Genomic DNA, 19,993 nt, shown 5'->3' on the forward strand with positions numbered 1-19,993 from the left:
ACTGGTGATACTGGGTAGCTTGTGCTTTGCACAAGGCGCCGGTCAGCCCCGCTTCGAAGCACTGGGCGTGGATCAGGGCTTATCGCATGAAGAAGTCCGCTGCATCCTGCAAGACAGACAAGGTTTTATCTGGTTCGGGACCCAGGCCGGGTTGAATCGATACGACGGTCACGAGATGAAGGTATTCCGTAGCAATGCCAAGGACGATGGCAGTCTGCTGGATCAAACCATTAATGCCTTGCATGAAGACGCCCAAGGTGTGTTATGGATTGGTACCTCCGATGGCTTGCATCAATACGACCCAAGCACCGGGAAGTTCAAACGATTTTCGGCGGCCAATTCTTCGGGGGCCAATAAGCAATCCAAAGTGATCCTGGCGATCGCCGGTGATGGCAAGGACGGCCTCTGGCTGGGGACCAAGAGTGGCTTGCAACATTTTCTGCCAGCAACGGGGCAATTTCAGCACTGGTTGCCACCATTACGCAGCCCAGCCGCACTTGGCGAAATTTGGGTCAATAGCATTAAGCGCGACAAAAGCGGGGGGCTTTGGCTTGGCACCAAGGCGGGCCTGTACCAGTTCGCTGTAGACACACATCAATTTACGCGCGTACCGGTCTTGAGCGAAATGAATGGCGATAAGCGTGAGGATATCCGGGCGATGCTGATCGATCGCCACGACAATCTTTGGGTTGGCGGTTTGTCCGGCCTGATATCCACCCCTCTGTCGGACAAGCAACGACGCTGGCAGCGCTATGAAGCCAACGGCAGGCCCCTGGACATGGCGGTCTATTCATTATTGGAAGACAGCGAGGGCAGTATATGGCTCGGCACAGGAACAGACGGCCTGTTCAAATACGGGCCGGGCAGCCGGCAATTCCAAAGCTATGTCAACCAGCCTGAAGACCCCGGCAGCCTCGCCAGCGATGACGTATTTTCCCTGGCGCAAGACCGATCAGGCGCAATCTGGATAGGCCACTATGCCGAAGGCCTGAATCGCCTTCCGAACACCCGAGGCGGATTTTCACGCTATATATCTACTCGTTCCACATCTGGCGGTTTGAGCAGTGGCAAGGTTACGGGTGTCACCGAGGACAAGCAGGGGCAGATATGGGTATCGACTTATGGCGGCGGGCTGAATCGGCTCGATATACGTACCGGTAACGTCGCGGTCTATCGACAGGTCAAGGGGGCCACGGATACCCTACGCGATGATCGGCTAACTGGCGTTGCCGTGGATCAGCGCGGCATGCTTTGGCTGGGCAGTCTCAGCGGCCTACATAGCTTTGATCCTGCGACCAAACGTTTCCGGCAATACCTCGTATCCAAGGGCGATAAGGAAGCCAACGAGATACAAGGGTTCATGATCGACAGCCACGGCAAGCTCTGGATGGGCAGCAACGCCGGTCTGCATAAGTTCGACCCATCGACGGGGCAAAGCCATACCTTCCGGCACGAGTCAGCTAATCCCAGTAGCCTGGCAGCGGACGCGGTTACCTCGGTCGCAGAAGACAAGCAAGGAAAGATCTGGGTAGGCACCTGGGGTGGCGGTCTTGACCGTCTGGATGATGAGCAAGGTCACGGGAAGTTCACTCACTTTCACGGCGAGCGCAACAAGGCCTCCAAAGCCGAAGAACCTAACAGCGAAAATGTCTCAAGCCTGCTTGTAGATAACAGTGGGCGGCTCTGGGTATCAACCGACATGGGGCTGAATCTGATGCAGCGCAGTGAAGATGGCTCCATCCATTTTCGCCGTTATGTCGACGAGGACAACCCCTACGGCAAGATCGCGAATACCGCACTGCAAGACGAGCAAGGCTATATCTGGTTTGGGACCTTGAGTGGCATATCCCGGCTCGACCCAAGATCAGGAACCATCAAGCGCTACCTGCCTAGTGATGGCCTTCTCAAAGGCGGCTACACAAATAGCATGGTATCGCTACGCAGTCGCGATGGACGCCTCTATTTTGGGAGTAACAACGGCCTGACTGCCTTCTACCCTGACAAGATAGTGCCCGACACCATGCCGCCACCCGTGGTGATCACCAATTTCCAGCTTTTCAACCAGTCGGTCAGCGATGAGCGGATTGCCCGCCGTATTCACTTGCAGGGTGCCATCGAGGCGGCAAAGTCGGTGACTTTGTCCTATGAGGATTCGGTCTTCACCATCGAGTTTGTCGGTCTGAACTTCTCCGCGCCGGAGCAAAACCGCTACGCCTATAAAATGGAGGGGTTCGACCGGAGCTGGCTGTATACGGATGCCAAGAAGCGCTTTGCCACCTATACCCACCTGGACCCGGGACACTATGTCTTCCGCGTCATCGCCGCCAACAAGGACGGGGTATGGAATACCAGTGGTGCAGCACTCGATATCGTCATCACCCCACCCTTCTGGGCAACCTGGTGGTTCCGTACCCTGGTACTGGCCTTCCTGCTACTGACCGCCATCCTCATCTATCGCGCCCGCATCCGCAGCTTGACCCAGCGCAATGTCGTGCTCGAACAACGCGTGGCAGATCGCACTGCCGAGCTGAACCTGGCCGTCCACGAGCAGCAGGCCATTCTGGCCAACGCGCTGACCGGCATCGCATTCCTGCGTGACGGCTTGATCATCCGTTGCAACACGAGTTTTGAACAGTTGCTGGGCTATGGTGCGGGAGAACTGATCGGCAAGCCGGCCGGTCCCCTGTTCGGAGACGACGCCGACTACGCAGCCATGACCCAACCCAATGCGACCCGCTACACCGTCCAGGGGGCGCTGTACGGTGACGTGCGCTATCTGTGCAAGGATGGCTCGCAGGTGTGGTGCGTATCGCACGCGAAGCTGGTCAACCCTGCCAACCCGGATGAAGGCCTGGTCTGGGTGATGCAGGATGTGACGGCCCGCCGTGAGGCCGAGCAGGCCCTGATGGTGGCCAAGGACAAGGCAGAGGTTGCGACTCGCGCGAAATCTGACTTCCTGGCCAATATGAGCCATGAAATACGTACGCCGATGAACGCCGTCATCGGCCTGGCCCATCTTGCATTGCAGACCCATCTGACGCCACAGCAGCGTGACTACGTCGGCAAGATCCATCGTGCCGGCCAGTCCCTGCTCGCCATCATCAACGACATCCTGGACTTCTCCAAGATCGAGGCAGGTAAGCTGGAGGCCGAGATCGTCCCGTTCATGCTCGATGACGTGACGATGAACCTCGCCACCATTACCAGCCAGAAGGCTTCCGACAAGCACATCCAGTTCCGGCTTGATGTCGCACCGGATGTTCCCCGCCAACTGCTGGGCGATCAGTTGCGCCTGACGCAGGTACTGATCAATCTCGTCAACAATGCCATCAAGTTCACGCCAGAGAACGGTGAGATCGCCCTGGCCGTGCACGTGCTGGAATCCGGGCCCGATTTCGCCAAGCTGGAATTTTCCGTCAGCGATACCGGCATAGGCATGACGCAGGAACAGCAGCGCAATCTGTTCCAGCCGTTTACTCAGGCAGATGGTTCCACCACCCGCAAGTACGGCGGCACGGGTCTGGGGCTGTCGATCTCACGACGCCTCGTGGAACTAATGGGCGGTGACATCGATGTTGTCAGCGAATTCGGACAAGGATCGCGCTTCCACTTCGCGCTGCGCTTCGACCTTCCGGCGGAGGCTGATGTACAGCAATTGGCCAAGCAGATCCCGCTGCCGACCTCCGAACAATGGCAACCCGGCCGGGTCCTGGCTGGGCAGCATGTACTGCTGGCAGAAGACAATAGCATCAATCAGCAGATCGCCACCGAACTGCTGGGCATGATGGGCATCACGGTAGACATAGCCGAGAACGGCCAGGAGGCTGTAGAGAAGGTTCTCGCCTCCGCGCCTGGCCATTACGCCATGGTCCTGATGGATCTGGAGATGCCGCTGATGGATGGCCACAGTGCCACGCTGGCCATCCGCCAGCATACCGAGCTGGCATCGCTGCCCATCATCGCCCTCACCGCCCACGCGATTGCTGAGATACGTGATCGCTGCATGAGCGAGGGTATGCAGGACTACCTGACCAAACCGATCGAGCCGGACCAGTTGGCCCAACTGATGACGCGCTGGCTGGCTGTAGCGCCAGAAGCCGTCGCCGATGAAGCAGCCGGTGCGGTTGCTACCCGACCAGATGGTCTGCCCGTACTCAGCGACGTCGATATCGACCAGGGGCTGCGCTACATGAACGGCAGTCGAAAGCTCTACCTGCGTCTGCTGGAGCGCTTCCGCAGTGGCTACGCCGATACGCCGGAAAAGATGGCGGCGCTGCTCGAGCAGGGCCAATACGAGGAGGCCCATCGGCTTGCTCATACGCTCAAGGGCCTTGCCGGCAATATGGGAGCCGGCCAGATCATCACGGCCGCCGCCGCGCTGGAGCACGCGCTGGATACCGCTTTGCGGCAAGGTCCACCACCTTACGAACTGGACCATGCCCCGTTGTTGGCCGAACTGAACCGGGTGCTGGTGCCACTCCTGGCCGAGCTTGAAGCAAGCACGCTCTGACACGTCATGCCGGGTGCACGATGCGCGCAATCTGCCAAAGCATCGTGCCCTGGCGCGATTGCGACGTTAGAATCGCGCCTTGCCTGATTCTGCCATTGCCCACATGCTGCCCGCCCAGTTCGATCTTGCCCTTGAAACCTGCCTGCTCCGCGACCATCACCCGCTGCGGCAGAAATGGCGCACACTGCGCGAACGGCTCAAACAGCAGCAGCCGGCCGACAAGGCCAGCTCGGAGTTGGCGCAGGCCATTACCCAATCACAAGGCCGTTATCAGGCTCGCCTGGCAAAACTACCGAAACCGCAGTTCGATGAGGCCCTGCCCGTCAATCAGCGACGGGATGAACTACTCACCGCCATTGCCCAACACCAGGTAGTGATCGTCTGCGGTGAAACGGGGTCGGGCAAGACGACCCAGCTACCCAAGCTTTGCCTGCAGTTGGGGCGTGGCGTCGCGGGGCTGATCGGCCATACCCAGCCGCGCAGGCTGGCAGCACGTACCGTTGCCACCCGCATCGCGCAGGAGTTGAAGACCGAGATCGGCGATACCGTCGGCTACAAGGTTCGCTTTACCGACAAGTCCTCCGAGCTCAGCCTGGTCAAGCTGATGACGGACGGCATCCTGTTGGCCGAGACCCAGACCGACCGGTTCCTGAGCCAGTACGACACCATCATCGTCGACGAGGCACACGAGCGGTCGCTCAATATCGACTTCCTGCTGGGCTTCCTGAAGCAGTTGCTGCCCAAGCGGCCGGACCTCAAGATCATCGTCACCTCGGCCACTATCGATGCAGATCGCTTCAGCCAGCATTTCAACGGCGCACCGGTCATTGAGGTATCGGGCCGGACCTATCCGGTAGAGGTTCGCTACAAGGAGCTACGCTCCAAAGATGAGGACGACGCCGACCTTGAGATGGAAGAAGCGATCGTCGACGCCGTGCAGGATGTCTGGCGCCACGACGGTCTGGGTGACGTGCTGGTCTTTCTGCCCGGCGAGCGGGAAATCCGCGAGACCGCGGAGGAGCTGCGACGTGCCAAGATCATGGGGGCCGAGATCGTCCCGCTGTTCGCCCGCTTATCGGTCGAGGATCAGCAGAAGGTATTTCGTACGTCCAACGGCCGACGCGTCGTGCTGTCCACCAACGTGGCCGAAACCTCGTTGACAGTGCCGGGTATCCGCTACGTCATCGACTCCGGCCTGGCCCGTGTGAACCGCTATTCGCCGCGCGCCAAGGTCGAGCAATTGCAAGTCGAGAAAATCTCGCAGGCCAGCGCGCGCCAGCGCGCCGGTCGTTGCGGCCGGGTTGCTGCGGGTGTCTGTATACGGCTCTATTCGGAAAAGGATTTCAACGCCCGCCCGGCCTTTACCGACCCTGAAATCCTCCGTTCCTCACTCGCCGCGGTCATCCTGCGCATGCAGGCATTGCGACTGGGCAAGGTAGAGGACTTCCCCTTCCTGGAAGCACCATCCGGCCGCCTGATTGCCGATGGTTACGCCCTGCTGCACGAGCTGGGCGCGGTGGACGAGCAAGGCACCCTGACCCGCCTCGGCAACGAGATGGCGCGGCTGCCCGTGGACCCCAAGATCGGTCGTATGCTGCTGGCGGGTCGCGACGAAGGCTGCCTCCCTGAATTGTTGATCATCGCCTCGGCACTGAGCATCCAGGACCCGCGTGAGCGCCCGTTCGAAGCCCGCGATGCCGCGGACCGCGCACAGGCAAAGTTCGCGGATGACAAGTCCGACTTCGTCAGCCTGCTCAACCTCTGGCACTTTTTTGACCAGGCGCTGAAGAACAAGCAATCGAATCGCTTGCTGGTACAGGAGTGTCACGCCAATTTCCTGAGCTACCTGCGCATGCGCGAATGGCGCGAACTGCACAAGCAGTTGGCAGACATCGTCGAAGACATGGGCTGGAAGCTACCGGCCACCATGCCGGCTGAAGCACCTGCCGCGAAAGCGGATGTGCCGCCGCTACCCAAGAAAGCCGAGAAGGAGCGCCAGCAAGCTGCACAGAACCATCACGATGCGCTGCATCGTGCCTTGTGCGCCGGCCTGCTGGGCCAGATCGGCATGAAGCAGCCGGACGACGATGAATACCTCGGCGCCCGTGGCATCAAGTTCAGCATCTTCCCCGGCAGTGGTTTGAAGAAAGCCCGACCCAAATGGGTCGTCAGCGCCGAGCTGGTGGAAACCACCAAGCTCTATGCGCGCTGCGTGGCCGCCATTCAGCCGGAGTGGCTTGAGAAGATGGCGGACCATCTGGTCAACCGGGATTACTTCGAACCGCATTGGGAAGAAGGCGTCGCCCAGGTCGTCGCCAGTGAGCGGGTCACGCTCTATGGCCTGCCGGTGGTTGCGCGCCGCAAGATCCACTACGGCGGGGTCAACCCGGCCCACGCGCGCGAGATCATGATCCGCGAAGGCCTGGCGGGCCGACGCTTCAATACCCGTGCCGCCTTCTGGCAGCACAATGAGAAATTGATCAGCGAGATCGAGGAGCTGGAACACAAGGCCCGTCGCCAGGATGTACTGGTGGACGAGGAGGTCCTGTTCGAGTTCTATAGCCAGCGCATACCGGCCGATATCGTCAACGGCCAGGGATTCGACCATTGGCGCAAGCAGGCAGAGAAGGAGCAACCGCAGTTGCTGTTTCTGAGCCGTGACGATCTGATGCGGCATGCCGGCGAATCCATCACCGAACAGCAGTTCCCCCCTACCCTGCGTCTCGACGGCCTGGACCTGCCGCTGGCCTATCGCTTCGAGCCCGGCCACGTACTGGACGGCGTCAACGTGCAATTGCCGCTGCACCTGCTCAACAAGGTCAACGGCGCGGCTTTCGACTGGCTGGTGCCGGGGCTGATACGGGAGAAGATCACGCTGCTGGTCAAATCCTTGCCCAAGAGCACCCGCCGGATGTGCGTGCCGGTCCCTGAGTTCGTCACCAAGATGATGCAGGGCCTCGACAAGGCGGATCGATACGCCCCCTTGCTGCCGCAACTGGCTCAGGCCGTCGGCCGTGGCATAGGTCAACCCGTCAGCGTGGATGAGTTTGACGCCAATGATCTGCCGGCCCACCTGCGCATGAATATCCGGGTGGTGGACGACGCCGGGCAGGAACTGGCCAGCGGCCGGGATCTTGTGCTGCTGCGCAGCCAGTTGGGTGAGGCGGCACAGATGACGTTCCGTGAAGTCGCCGCGGCACCGGCCTCGCTCCCAGCCAGGGACAAATCGGCCAAGGGGAAAGCGGGTGAGCCCCTCAAGGTAAGCACGCCGTCGAGCGGACCGGCCATCGAGAAGGAAGGTATCAGCGCCTGGGACTTTGGCGACCTGCCGGCCAAACTGACCTTTGAACGGCATGGCACGAAACTGACCGGTTATCCGGCCCTGGTACCGCATGAAGGTGCCTGCGCCATTCGCTTGTACGACACCGAAGCAGCGGCCGAGGCCGCGCATCGCCAGGGCGTGGTGCGGCTGATGCAGTTCGAGCTCAAGGAACAGGTCAAACAGTTGCCAAAGTGCTTCGCCAACTTTACCCAGACAGCCCTTTTGCTACGTAGCGTGGCGGATTCCGACAGCCTGATGGACGACCTGGTTGCCTGCGTCTGCGATCGGGCATTCGTGGGGGAGGACGCCTTGCCTCGCAGCAAGAAGGATTTCGACAACCAGAAGCAACGTGCCAAGACCCGCCTGCCCGCCGTGCGCGATGCGGCCTATCGGGTACTGCAGGAAGTCGCCACGGAACAGCAGCAGCTCATGACAATGCTCGCCAAGCCTGTACGCCTGCAAAGCGAGCTGAAGCAGCAACTGGGCAGACTGGTCTACAAGGGCTTCCTCAATGCCACGCCATGGGAGCAGCTCCCGCACCTGGGTCGCTACATCAAAGCCATGAAGCAACGGCTGGAAAAGTACAACGACAATCAGGCACGGGATGCCCAGCGCGGCGATGACGTCGCTGCGCTCTGGACCCGCTGGGAGGCGGAGCAGGAGAAATGGCGCAAACAAGGACGGGACCCGGCACCGCTGGCGCCTTTCCGCTGGATGCTGGAAGAACTGCGGGTGGGTCTATTTGCACAGGAGCTGCGTACACCGTATCCCGTCTCGGTCAAACGGCTGGAGAAAATCTGGGCCGAGCTGATACGGCAGTAAGCAAAGGGGCGCTTCCGGCGCCCCTTTGTTTGTCATCTAGTTGCCCTGCAGTATCCGCCGAGCCTGCTCATGCAGGCTGGCGCTGGCGGCCACCAGAACCTGACCAGGCGAGTGCTGGTTCAACTCCCCGCCCTGCCAGTCCGTCATCACGCCGCCGGCTCCCTGCACCACGGGCACCAGGGCAGCAAAGTCGTGCAGCTTGAGCCCGCTCTCGACGACCAGGTCGTAACCACCGGTGGCCAGCAAGGCATACAGGTAGGCATCGCCCCCCCACACGGTAAAGCGGCAACGTGCCTGCAGCGCGGAGAATGCCGCACCGCTCGCATCCGGCAGATATTGCGGCCCGGTGGAGCCCAATCGCGCCAGTGCCAGTTCGGCAATGCCGGACACGCTGACCGGTTGGTCATTCAGCGTGGTACCCAGGCCGACGCCACCCACCCAACGCTCCGCCAGCACCGGTTGATCGATGATGCCGAGCACCGGCTTGCCATGGTGCAACAGACCGATCAGCGTACAGAAGGTAGGGCGACCGACGATAAAGCTCTTCGTACCATCCAACGGGTCCAGCACCCATACCCATTCCGCCTCGGACCTGACCTGGCCGAATTCCTCGCCGATGATGCCGTGCCCGGGCAGCTCCGCCTCCAGAATCGCACGCATGGCCAGTTCGGCACCGCGATCAGCCAGGGTAACCGGGCTTGCGTCCTGTTTGTCATCGATCTCCAGCTTCGAACGATAGAAAGGCAGGATGGCAGCCCGGGCAGCGTCGGCCAGACGCAGGGCGATGGGCAGGAAATCGGCGGCTTGGGTCATAGAGGCTCCTTGCATGAAGGACGCCATCTTAGCCGAAGCGAATGACACCGGCGTGATACACATCTAGATCACCTTGGCATCGGGTCGCGGCAGAAATTTGCCTCGCGAGATGCGGCACGGCGACAATGCGCCCCTGCTCAAGGAGAATTCACCCGTGCTTCGCCCTACCCTGCTGTCGCTGCTGCTTGCCATCTGTGTGCATGCCGAAACACCCGAGGAAGCACGCTTGCCGCAAGCTGCCGCAAAAATGCCGACAGTCACGGCGGCCTTCCAAGGTCTGCAAGCTGATTTTGCCCACGACTGGGCACAGAGCCAGGATGCCAGGGACGCCGCGCGCATCGCACGGGAATACGGACGCCGGCTCTGGCTTGGCGCCAAAGCACAGTTGCGGCAGAACGCCGATCTGGATGACCGGCCGCTCTACTGGGCGCGGCTGGCCATGAGCCGGACCGTGCGTGACAGCAAGCCCGGCTTTCCCATCTTCCCTGTCGATCGCGATGCCGCACTTACCTTGCTGGAGCAAGCCAGCCGTGGCATGGACGATGTGCAATTCGACCCGGATCGACGTATCAAGCGCATTCTGCTGACGGGTTTCGACCCGTTCCGCCTTGATCTGAATCTCGACCAGAGCAACCCCTCCGGCGTGAGCGCACTCTGGCTGGACGGCATGGAGATCGAGGTCAAGGGACAGCGGGCAAGGATCGAGACTGCGATGTTTCCGGTCCGCTATGCCGACTTCGACGCTGGCATGGTCGAGCACTTTCTTACGCCCTGGCTGACCAGGCCGACCGCCATCAGCGAGGACTGGCTGGAGGCAGCACGACAGCAGCGCCAACCATCGATCACCGGCAAAGGCGAAGCTCAGGTCGATATGGTGGTAACCGTGAGCATGGGCCGTAGCGATTTTGATCTGGAGCGTTTTCCGGGACGGCGTCGCTCTGCAACGGCGCCCGACAATCTCGGCATTCTTAGCGGCGGCACCCGCATCAAGCCGGTCGCTCCCCTGCTGCAGGGTCAGCCTATCGCCGGGCCAGAATTCGTGGAGTTTTCCTTGCCGGTCCAGGCCATGCAAAGCGTGCGAGGGCCGTACAAGGTCAACGACAATCGCTGGGTAAGGGTCGTGCCCGACACCCGCCTGGCCGCTGGCGGCATGGCCGCCTTGTTCGGCAAGACCGCGGTCGAAGGCGGTGGTGGTGGCTATCTCAGCAACGAGATTTCCTACCGGGCCGTACGGTTGCGAGACGAGTTGGGACTCCAGAGCCTGCCGATCGGTCACATCCACACGCCCAAGATCGAAGGCTACGACCCTGCCCGCCTCCGCGCCATTACCGCACAGCTCAAGGCAATACTGGAAGCTGGTCTGGCAGGCTCCTGACCCCCTACTTGTTCTGCAAGGTGGCGCGGGCGGCAGCGGCCTCCTGACCGGCCATATCGTTCAGCCAGGCCCGGGACGGCTTGTCACCTAGCAAGGTCATGCGCCAGAACGCAAGGCTGGCCTGCATCAGCAGTGCCTGTTGCCGCGCTTCCACCGTATCGGTGGCGGCAAGGTGATCACCACTGAAAAACATGTGATTGCGCCCCTCCAGCACCAGCAGGTATTTATCGCCGGCCGGCATGCCCCCATAGGGCTTTTGCCGATCGGTCGGTACCAGTCCGGTACCGAGCTGATCGGCATCCTCGGTCCCCGTGGCTGAAAAGAACGGCCGCTGGATATCGCCGAAACTCTCCGTTGGATCACGCCGTGCGCTGGGACTGAATGCCCAGAATGCCGTGATGCGCGGCTCGCTCAGGCGAGTGCCGATCAAGGGAAAATGCTCACCCGCTACGGCCTGGGTCGTCACCGCGCCAAAGGAGTGCCCACTCATCCCGATATGGCGCAGGTCAGCCGCGCTTGCCAGTGCATCGCCTCGTACCTGGCGTCGGGTCAGTTCATCCAGCACAAAGCGCACGTCCTCGGTCCTGGCTTTCAACTGGCGGGCATTCGCGGCCCCCTTCAGCGCAGCAAGCCGACTACCGGCAACATTCTCCCAGACGGCCTTGTCACTGCCAGGATGCTGCATATGGATGGCCAGCAAGCCGTGCGCTGCCCAATAGGCACCCCACAAGCGGCCGCCTTCCCGCGAGCCACCCAGGCCGTGCGAGAACAACACGACGGGGAATGGACCCGGGCCTTCAGGGCGATAGATCTTGACCGGGATGTCGCGATCCCGGGCGGGGTCGTGCCAACTGTCCAGCGTGATGTCGACCTTGCCTGCGGTACCGGCCGGGTACTCTCCCGCACTCACCGGCAGGCTCAGGCATACCAGCAACAACATCAGGCAACGCAACATGCCGCTTCTCCTCAGCTCACTTGTATTTTGCGTAATACGCGACGGTACAGGCCTGGCATCCACCGCCCCAACCAGGCCGCCAAGGTTTCCATACCGCCGACACAGAACTCGTCACGGCCGCGCTCCAGGCCGCGAAGGATATCTTCTGCACATTGGTCTACTGGATAACCCTGCCGGTTCCAGGCATCCATCCTTCCCTGCGGCGTACCATCCGCCTGCAAGGCCGCTGTCGGCAAACCGGTCTGGATAAAGCCGGGGCATACCAGCGTAATGCGTATCGGCCCGGGCCACAGTTCAGCGCGTAGCGAATCAAAGTAACCATGCAGTGCATGCTTGGCAGCGGCGTAGCCCGTCCGGCGCGGCGTACCGACCTTGCCCATGACACTGCTGACGACGACCAGCTGTCCCTCGCCACGAGCCAGCATGCCCGGCAGCACCAGCTTGCTCAACGCCACCGGTGCCAGGTAGTTGACCTCCAGCAAGGCACGGTCCACGGCCAGTGGGGTGTGCCTCGCCTCGCTGCGTTGCGCCACACCGGCATTCAGCACCAGCATGTCCAATCCGCCTGACCATGCCTCAGCCTTGGTGAGCGCGTCGGCCATGGCGCGGTGATCGGTTACATCGAACGGCAGCACCAGATGGCGATCAGGTCCCCGGCAAGACTGCCTGACCCTTTCCAGCGCCTGCTCGTTGCGGAGCTGTCAGGATGAGCCTGGCACCGCGCCGGGCCATGGCCTTTGCCAGGGCCTCGCCAATCCCGCTGGACGCGCCGGTAATCCAGATCACCTGGTCCTGATAAGGCACGGCCGCCATCAGGTTACCCTGGCCTTGCGCACGACACGGGCAAACAGCCCGGGCAGGAAGCGCTTGAGATAGACGCCGACCCGTTCACGCAATTGCGCGACATAGATTTCATCGCGGCCGCGATCCAGCCCGGCCAGAATACGGCGAGCGCAATCGGCCGGTGCAATGCCCTGGGCCTGGGCCTGATCCATCTTGCCTTGGGGGCTGCCGTCACCGACCAGGGCGTTGTAAGTGATATTGGTACGAATGAAGCCTGGACACACCAGGCTGACCCGTATCCCATCGCGCCACAGCTCGGCACGCAAGGAATCAAAGAAGCCATGCAAGGCATGCTTGGAGGCCGCGTAGCTGGAGCGCATGGGCGTGCCGAACTTGCCAACCAGGCTGGTAATGGTGACCAAGTGACCATCGCGGCGAGCCAGCATGCCGGGCAGAACCGCCTTGCTCAAGGCCACCGTCCCCAGGTAGTTCACATCCATCAGATGCCGGTCGACCGACAGCAGGGTATCGCGGGCCAGGGAACGCTGGCTCAGGCCAGCATTGTTGACGAGGACGTCGATGTGGCCGAAGTGCGCTTCAACCTCGGCCACCTTGGCCGCGAAGGTGCCCGGATCGGCAAGGTCCAATGTCACGATCAGATGCCGCTCAGGGTTTTGGCAGGCCGCCTTTACCCTGGCCAGTTCGTCAGCACGACGCGCCGATAAAACCAGCTTGGCACCACGAGCTGCAAAAGCCAGCGCCAGGGCCTCACCTATGCCACTGGTCGCACCGGTGACCCACACTACCTTGCCTTGGTAATCCATTCGTCCACTCCGTCTTGTTATGGCTGCAACACCGCGCATAGTAGCGAGTCGAAGACAGTAGCGGCTTGAACGTTACGGTTACTTCAGCCATCAATTTACATTGACGTTAACGTCAATTAGCAGCTAAAAAGCCGACAACGGTGATGACCTGCTCAGCACGCCGGGCAGGTCCTTGCCGCAAAACACAATATGGAGCGAGACATGACCCCCACCGTGAAACTGCTGATCAATGGCCGGTTTATCGAGGCCAGCACAGCGCAATGGCAAGACGTCAGCAACCCGGCAACCCAAGAGGTGCTGGCCCGTGTACCGATGTGCGGTACAACCGAGGTCGACCAGGCCGTCGCTGCGGCCAAGGCGGCCTTCCCTGCCTGGCGCGCTACGTCGATTGCCGAACGGGCACGGGTGTTCCTGCGTCTGCAGGCCCTGATCCGCGAGCATATGGACATGCTGGCGACCACCCTGACCCATGAGCAGGGCAAGACCCTGGCCGATGCCAAGGGTGATGTATTCCGCGGGCTGGAAGTGGTCGAGCACGCCTGCTCGGTCGGCAGCCTGCAGATGGGCGAGTTTGCCGAGAACGTCGCCGGCGGGGTCGATACCTACGCGATCCGGCAGCCGCTGGGCGTGTGTGCCGGCATCACCCCTTTCAATTTCCCGGCCATGATTCCCTTGTGGATGTTCCCCATGGCCTGTGTCACCGGCAATACCTTTGTCCTGAAACCGAGCGAGCAGGACCCGATGACGCCCATGCTGCTGGCAGAACTGGCTCAACGGGCCGGCCTGCCCCCCGGCGTACTGAATGTCGTCCATGGTGGCGTCGAGGCCGTCAACGCCATCTGCGACCACCCGGATATCAAGGCGATCTCCTTTGTCGGTTCGGTTGCGGTCGGCACCCATGTCTACCGTCGCGGTAGCGAGCATGGCAAGCGGGTACAAGCCATGCTGGGCGCCAAGAACCACGCGGTGTTCCTGCCCGATGCCAACAAGGAACAGACTCTCAATGCCCTGGTCGGGGCCGCTTTCGGCGCAGCAGGCCAGCGTTGCATGGCCATCTCGGTCGCGGTGCTGGTCGGCAAGGCCAAGGAATGGATACCGGATATCGTGGCCAAGGCCCGTACCCTGAAGGTCAATGCCGGCCATGAAGCCGGTGCCGACCTCGGCCCCTTGATCAATCGCCAGGCACTCGGCCGGGTGGAGCGCTTGATCAGCCGCGGTCAGGAGGAAGGCGCAAAGCTGGAGCTGGATGGCCGCAAGCCGGTCGTCCCTGGCTATGAGCAGGGCAACTTTGTCGGGCCGACCATCTTCTCCGGCGTCACCGCCGACATGCATATCTACCAGGAGGAGATCTTCGGACCGGTGCTATGCCTGGTCGAAGTCGAGACACTCGCCGACGCCATTGCTTTCGTGAATGCCAACCCCTACGGCAACGGTACCGCGATCTTTACTCAGAGTGGTGCGGCAGCCCGCACCTTCCAGCACGATATCGACGTGGGCCAGGTCGGCATCAACGTCCCCATCCCGGTGCCCGTTCCCTTCTTCAGTTTTACCGGTTCACGCGGTTCCAAGCTGGGCGACCTTGGGCCTTACGGCAAGGAAGTCGTACGCTTCTATACCCAGACCAAGACCGTCACGGCTCGCTGGTTTGATGACGAAGCCACCGCCGGTCCCGTCAATACCACCATCGCCTTGCGCTAGGGAGAACTGTCATGTCGCACATTGCCTTTATCGGCCTGGGCCATATGGGCGGCCCCATGGCAGCCAACCTGCTCAAGGCGGGTCATCAGCTCAAGGTATTCGATCTGGTTCCCGCGGCCGTCGAAGCCGCCGTTTCCCTGGGCGCGACGGCGGCGCCCAATGCCATCCATGCGGTGACCGAAGCGGACATCGTCATCAGCATGCTGCCGGCCAGCCAGCATGTGGAGTCGCTGTATCTGGGCGAAGGCCGGCTGATCAACGCCATCAAGCCGGGGGCGCTGGTGCTCGAGTGTTCCACCATTGCACCGGCCACCGCCCGCAAGGTACATGCAGCGGCGAAGGCGCGTGATATTGCCATGCTCGACGCACCGGTCTCGGGCGGGACAGCCGGCGCCAGCGCGGGTACGCTGACCTTCATCCTCGGCGGCGATGCCACTCACCTCGAACGCGCCCGTCCCATACTCGAGAAGATGGGCAAGCACCTGTTTCACGCGGGGGATGCTGGTGCCGGGCAGGTTGCCAAGATCTGCAACAACATGCTGCTGGCCATCCATATGATCGGCACCGCCGAGGCACTGAGCCTGGGGGTGGCCAATGGATTGGACCCCAAGGTATTGAGCGACATCATGCGGGTCAGCTCCGGTGGCAACTGGAGTCTGGAAAAGTACAACCCCTGGCCGGGTGTCATGGAAGGCGTGCCCGCCAGCCGGGGTTATGAAGGCGGCTTTGGCGTGGACCTGATGCTCAAGGACCTGGGACTGGCCATGGAGGCCGCCCTGGCCAGCAGGTCCAACGCCTTGCTGGGCGGCGTGGCACGCAACCTGTATGCGCTGCATAGCGGCCAAGGTAACGGCAAGCTCGACTTCTCCAGCATCCAGCGCCTGCTGACCGGAGACGAACCGCATCTGCGTCTTGAAGGGATGTAATCCCGTCCAGCGACTTGAGCCATAAAAAAAGCGCGCCGTCAGGCGCGCTTCAAGTTACTGCTTAGGGAGAGGGTACTACGATGAATTGCGTCAATCTCAGCCAGGTAATCAGAAGCTGTACTGCACACCTGCCGAGTAAGCGTTGATGCGCTGCTCACCGTTGTCTTTCAGACGATCGTAGTCGGCACGCAGGGCCCAGTTCTTGTCCAGCTTGTAGCTGGCACCCACGCCGTAGGTGAAGCCATCCTTGGCATCGCTACCCAGGGTGGTGCCGGTGCGGGCAAAGCCTGCCTTGCCGAACACATCCACCTTGTCCGTCACCGGCAGGATGCCGACGGCACGCACATTGGCCGCTTCATCGGCCGAACCATTGTGATGGTCCTTCAGGCCGGTGTAGCCACCTTCCACTGCAAAATTCTGGTTGAACTTGTAGCCAACGCCAGCGCCGATACCATTGCTGATGTTTTCATTGCCCTTTTGTTCACGGGCATGGGTGGCCTGGCCGAACACATAGGTACCGCTATCGTCGGCCATGGCCGGGACAGCGCTCAGGCCGGCGATCAAGGCGCTCAGGGCAATGGTCTGTTTGGTCATGGACATCATTCTTACTCCTGTAGAGTTTGCAAAAGGGCCGGCTTCCGGCCGGCTGTGGCGACTGCTTGTCTTGCCACGGTTTGCATTCTGCCGTTTGACCAATCAGCGATAAATATTCAATATCTCAATAGATAGTTTGTAATTCCTAAACAATAACCAGGAACTTTTGCCATGGATCGTTTTCGTGCCATGCAAACCTTTGTCCGGGTCGCAGAGACCGGCAGCTTTGTCCGGGCGGCAGAAGCCATGGGCCTGTCCAAGGCCTCGGTCTCCATCATCGTGTCGGAACTGGAAACGGAGCTGGGCGCCCGGCTGATGCAGCGGACGACCCGCAAGCTGTCACTGACCGAGGCCGGCAAGGTCTACCTCGCCCGTTGCCAGGACATACTGGAAGCCGTGCATGAAGCCGACGCCATGCTGACGGCCCGGCAGACCGAGGCCCGTGGCATCTTGCGCGCCTATGCGCCATTGAGCTTTGCCCAGCACCACATCGTGCCGGTCCTGCCTGCCTATCGGGCAGCGTTCCCGGAAGTGCAGGTGGATCTGGTCCTGGGAGCGCGCCCGGTCGACATGGTCGAGGAAGGCTTCGACCTGGCCTTGCTGTTCGAGCAGCAGGGCCTCGCCAGCAGCCTGGTTGCACGCCGCCTCGCCTACTCCGACCTGATTCTTTGCGCCTCTCCCGGCTACCTTGCCAGGACACCCGCGCCCAAGGAGGTCACCGATCTATCCCACCATCAATTGCTGGCCAGCAGTAACTGGCTGGACAACAAGCTCTATCGTGGTCGGGATGAAGTCGAGGTGGTCGCTTGGCCGGCGCCAGCACTTTCCTGCAATACCCAGGATGTGCTGCGCAGCAGTGCCGTGGCCGGCATGGGCATAGCCATACTGCCCTCCTATGTCGCCAGCGAATCCCTGCGGCTGGGTGAGCTGGTCCGTGTATTGCCGGAGTGGCGGGCCGGCAGGCTGGATCTCTGCTTGGTCTTTCCCAGCCGACGTTTCCTGTCGGCCAAGGTCAGAGGGGCTGCCGACTTCATCCTGGCCCGATTTCGCGAGTTCTCGGGCGAAGCCACCCAGGACCCTTGGCTGGCAGCCTCGGCCATGGCTCCGATCGCCGCGGTGCCGGCATTCTGATAAACGAACGCCGCCAAGCAGTGCTAGAAGTCCCCATTGATACTGAGGTAGACCCGGCCAGTGCGGTTGTCGCCATAGGCGATGCCAAAGTAGGCGGGGCCAAGACGGGTATCGCTACCCACGAATACGGTCCCCGAATAGCGCAGACCGTCTCGGTCCAGCGTGGGATCCACGGGGTTCCATAACTTCGCGGCCTCCAGCGAGAGCCCCCAAAAACCGGCCGTGCCAAATAGCGGAACGAGCTTGGTGACATCCTTGGAGAGACGGAACTGGCCGCGAACAATGCGATCGGCCCTTATCTCGTTGGCCCCATAGCTCGACAGCCTGAACAAGCCACCCGCGGTGGGCTGGGCGTTGATCGTGGCGTTCTTGCTGAAGTCGTAAACTAGGCCGAGCAAGCCAGCCCAGTCCCCCACCTTGACCGCCTGTTTAAGGTCCAGCTTGGCAGTGGTGTATTCATCCTCCGCGCCGAAGGACGACAGGTTGCGGTACAGGTTGAAGCGAGCATAGCTACCGTCGCGAGGGTAGCGGGCGCTATCGAGTTGGTCATACGACAAGCTGAAAGTCACGCCACCGTCGTTTGCTGCGCCCTGCGGCAATCGCGGGTCGCCAGTGACGCGGCTCAGCCTGCTGCGCGAACGCTCCACCCCTGCCCGCATTTCACCCCATTGCCCCCACAGGGAACCGATATCAAAGCGAACGGTGCGCTTGCTCAGGCGGTAATCCGCCACCCGGTCACCATCCAGGTAGAGCGGGAAAGCGTCGTTGCTGATACCCACGTCTGCCGCCACAAATAGCTCACCATTACGGACCAGGGGTTGGTAAAAGCTGCTGGTGAGGCCATGAGCCTTGCCAAGATAGGCACGCGTCTTCCATTCCCCACCCAGTGAATTGAGCCAACTACGTCGATATTGCGCCGTCAGCAAGAAGGCCGCGTCATCGACAAAATCGGTTCTCAATCCCAGGCCCAGATCCAGATAGCCCGGCCCCCACGGTTTCTCGCGCGGGATCAGCAACAAGGTATCGCCTTGTGGGTCGGGCTGCAGCCGATAGTCGATCTGGTCAAAATCCCCACGAGCGTAAACGGCGGCAAGTTTCTGGTTGAAGGCTTTCAAATCCAGCGGCTGGTTAAGCTTGATATCCAGCACTTCCTTGACGACCTCGGCATTCACAAAGCGGGTCGGTTCCACCAGCACGGCCTTTACCGGCCCTGGCTTGAACTCACGGCTCGCCAGTTGGGTACGCCACTTGGCAAAGGTCGGTTCATCCACCCGTAGCGCCTGCAACTGCGGCAATACGGCAAGGGCAGCCTGTTCGCCCGCCTCTACCGCCTTGCTCCCGGCATTGAAAGCGGTCGGCGACAAGGTACCCAGCTCCGGCCGAATCAGAATGTCGCGCTTGCCCAGTTGCGCAATCTGCTGGTCCACATTGCGCTGCATCAAGGCGCGCACGGTCTGGTCAGAGATCGACAAGGCATCGGTGGTTTGCTTGCGCGTGAGCAACGGTGAGCTGACGTCGACGGCAATCACCACGTCACCGCACAATCCGCGGGCAACGTCGACCGGCAAGTTACGGGCAATGCCGCCGTCCACCAATACCCGGGTATCCCGTTCTACCGGCGGGAATACACCGGGTACCGCCATGCTGGCACGCATGGCGGCAGCAAGGTCGCCGCGAGACAGTACCACCATGTCACCCGTCTCCAGATCAGCTGCCACCGCCCGGTACGGGAGGGGCAGGCCATCAAAACTGGGCAGGCTGGCGTTGTTGACCAACTGGTGTATCAGCAGGTCGACCTTTTGGGTACCAATGGCACCTTTGGGGAAGAGCAACTGACCATCATCGGACAGCCCCAGCCCCAGGTTCATCAGGTTCAGCCAGTCATCCTGCTTGTCGGAGTAACTGCGTTGCTGACGGGCTGGCGCATCGTTGAGCACATCATCCCAGTTGATTGCGCGGACATTGTCTTCGACCTGCTTGGCCGATTGCCCACTGGCATAGATGCCACCGACCAACGCACCCATGCTGGTACCCACCACGCAGTCGACCGGAATATGCGCTTCTTCCAGCACCTTCAGCACACCAATATGGGCCAGCCCGCGAGCGCCACCGCCCCCCAGTACCAAGGCCACATGGGGACGCTCGGCGGCCTGCAGCACGGAAGAGAACAGTAACAATGACAAGGCAGCAGGACGTAGCAGGCGGCGCATGAACTGGCTTCTAATTGGGTAAACAGGCGC

General features: G+C 61.3%; 12 protein-coding genes and 1 pseudogene. 6 read left to right on the forward strand and 7 right to left on the reverse strand.

Annotation, left to right across the window (positions count from 1 at the left end):
- Nucleotides 1–4: 4 nt before the first annotated feature.
- Both ACYVHK_RS07760 and hrpA read left to right on the forward strand, forming a co-directional pair.
- On the forward strand, nt 5–4,510 hold the full coding sequence (locus ACYVHK_RS07760) for a two-component regulator propeller domain-containing protein (protein WP_460534038.1): 4,506 nt from the start codon (nt 5–7) through the stop codon (nt 4,508–4,510).
- 103 nt (nt 4,511–4,613) lie between these two features.
- Nucleotides 4,614–8,654: an ATP-dependent RNA helicase HrpA gene (gene hrpA / locus ACYVHK_RS07765; protein WP_460534039.1), complete on the forward strand. Its 4,041-nt coding sequence runs from the start codon at nt 4,614–4,616 to the stop codon at nt 8,652–8,654.
- Nucleotides 8,655–8,690: 36 nt separating this feature from the next.
- On the opposite strand, the gene ACYVHK_RS07770 is transcribed toward hrpA, so the two are convergent.
- On the reverse strand, nt 8,691–9,467 hold the full coding sequence (locus ACYVHK_RS07770; RefSeq protein ID WP_460529405.1) for an FIG domain-containing protein: 777 nt from the start codon (nt 9,465–9,467) through the stop codon (nt 8,691–8,693).
- A 154-nt stretch (nt 9,468–9,621) separates the two neighbouring features.
- On the opposite strand from ACYVHK_RS07770, the gene ACYVHK_RS07775 reads away from it, so the two are divergent.
- Nucleotides 9,622–10,842: a hypothetical protein gene (locus tag ACYVHK_RS07775; protein WP_460529408.1), complete on the forward strand. Its 1,221-nt coding sequence runs from the start codon at nt 9,622–9,624 to the stop codon at nt 10,840–10,842.
- Nucleotides 10,843–10,846: 4 nt separating this feature from the next.
- Here the strand turns inward: ACYVHK_RS07775 and ACYVHK_RS07780 are convergent, their stop codons facing one another.
- The 4 genes and pseudogenes from ACYVHK_RS07780 to ACYVHK_RS07795 all read right to left on the reverse strand — a co-directional run bounded on the left by ACYVHK_RS07780 (nt 10,847) and on the right by ACYVHK_RS07795 (nt 13,404).
- On the reverse strand, nt 10,847–11,797 hold the full coding sequence (locus tag ACYVHK_RS07780) for an alpha/beta hydrolase family protein (RefSeq protein ID WP_460529411.1): 951 nt from the start codon (nt 11,795–11,797) through the stop codon (nt 10,847–10,849).
- Nucleotides 11,798–11,808: 11 nt separating this feature from the next.
- Nucleotides 11,809–12,480, reverse strand: a pseudogene (locus ACYVHK_RS07785) (SDR family NAD(P)-dependent oxidoreductase); the annotation flags it as partial.
- Nucleotides 12,443–12,610 carry an SDR family NAD(P)-dependent oxidoreductase gene (locus tag ACYVHK_RS07790; RefSeq protein ID WP_460529414.1) on the reverse strand — a complete coding sequence of 56 codons (168 nt, stop codon included), beginning with the start codon at nt 12,608–12,610 and terminating at the stop codon, nt 12,443–12,445. The gene ACYVHK_RS07790 and the pseudogene ACYVHK_RS07785, both read right to left, overlap by 38 nt.
- Nucleotides 12,610–13,404: an SDR family oxidoreductase gene (locus ACYVHK_RS07795; protein WP_460529417.1), complete on the reverse strand. Its 795-nt coding sequence runs from the start codon at nt 13,402–13,404 to the stop codon at nt 12,610–12,612. Before ACYVHK_RS07795 ends, ACYVHK_RS07790 begins: the two co-directional genes overlap by 1 nt.
- Before the next feature lie 201 nt (nt 13,405–13,605).
- Here ACYVHK_RS07795 and ACYVHK_RS07800 point away from each other — a divergent pair, with 201 nt between their 5' ends.
- Both ACYVHK_RS07800 and mmsB read left to right on the forward strand, forming a co-directional pair.
- Entirely contained in the window at nt 13,606–15,102 is a 1,497-nt protein-coding gene (locus tag ACYVHK_RS07800; RefSeq protein WP_460529420.1) for a CoA-acylating methylmalonate-semialdehyde dehydrogenase, read from the forward strand.
- 11 nt (nt 15,103–15,113) lie between these two features.
- Nucleotides 15,114–16,028, forward strand: a complete 915-nt coding sequence (mmsB, locus tag ACYVHK_RS07805; RefSeq protein WP_460529423.1) for an HIBADH family dehydrogenase — start codon at nt 15,114–15,116, stop codon at nt 16,026–16,028.
- A gap of 108 nt (nt 16,029–16,136) precedes the next feature.
- On the opposite strand, the gene ACYVHK_RS07810 is transcribed toward mmsB, so the two are convergent.
- A complete protein-coding gene (locus tag ACYVHK_RS07810) occupies nt 16,137–16,628 on the reverse strand; it encodes a porin family protein (RefSeq protein WP_460529426.1) in 492 nt (163 codons plus the stop codon).
- A 165-nt stretch (nt 16,629–16,793) separates the two neighbouring features.
- Between ACYVHK_RS07810 and ACYVHK_RS07815 the strand changes: the two genes are divergently transcribed.
- A complete protein-coding gene (locus ACYVHK_RS07815) occupies nt 16,794–17,753 on the forward strand; it encodes a LysR family transcriptional regulator (RefSeq protein ID WP_460529429.1) in 960 nt (319 codons plus the stop codon).
- 23 nt (nt 17,754–17,776) lie between these two features.
- On the opposite strand, the gene ACYVHK_RS07820 is transcribed toward ACYVHK_RS07815, so the two are convergent.
- A complete protein-coding gene (locus ACYVHK_RS07820) occupies nt 17,777–19,963 on the reverse strand; it encodes a patatin-like phospholipase family protein (RefSeq protein ID WP_460529432.1) in 2,187 nt (728 codons plus the stop codon).
- Between the last annotated feature and the right edge of the window lie 30 nt (nt 19,964–19,993).

The organism is Chitinimonas naiadis, from assembly GCF_054780835.1.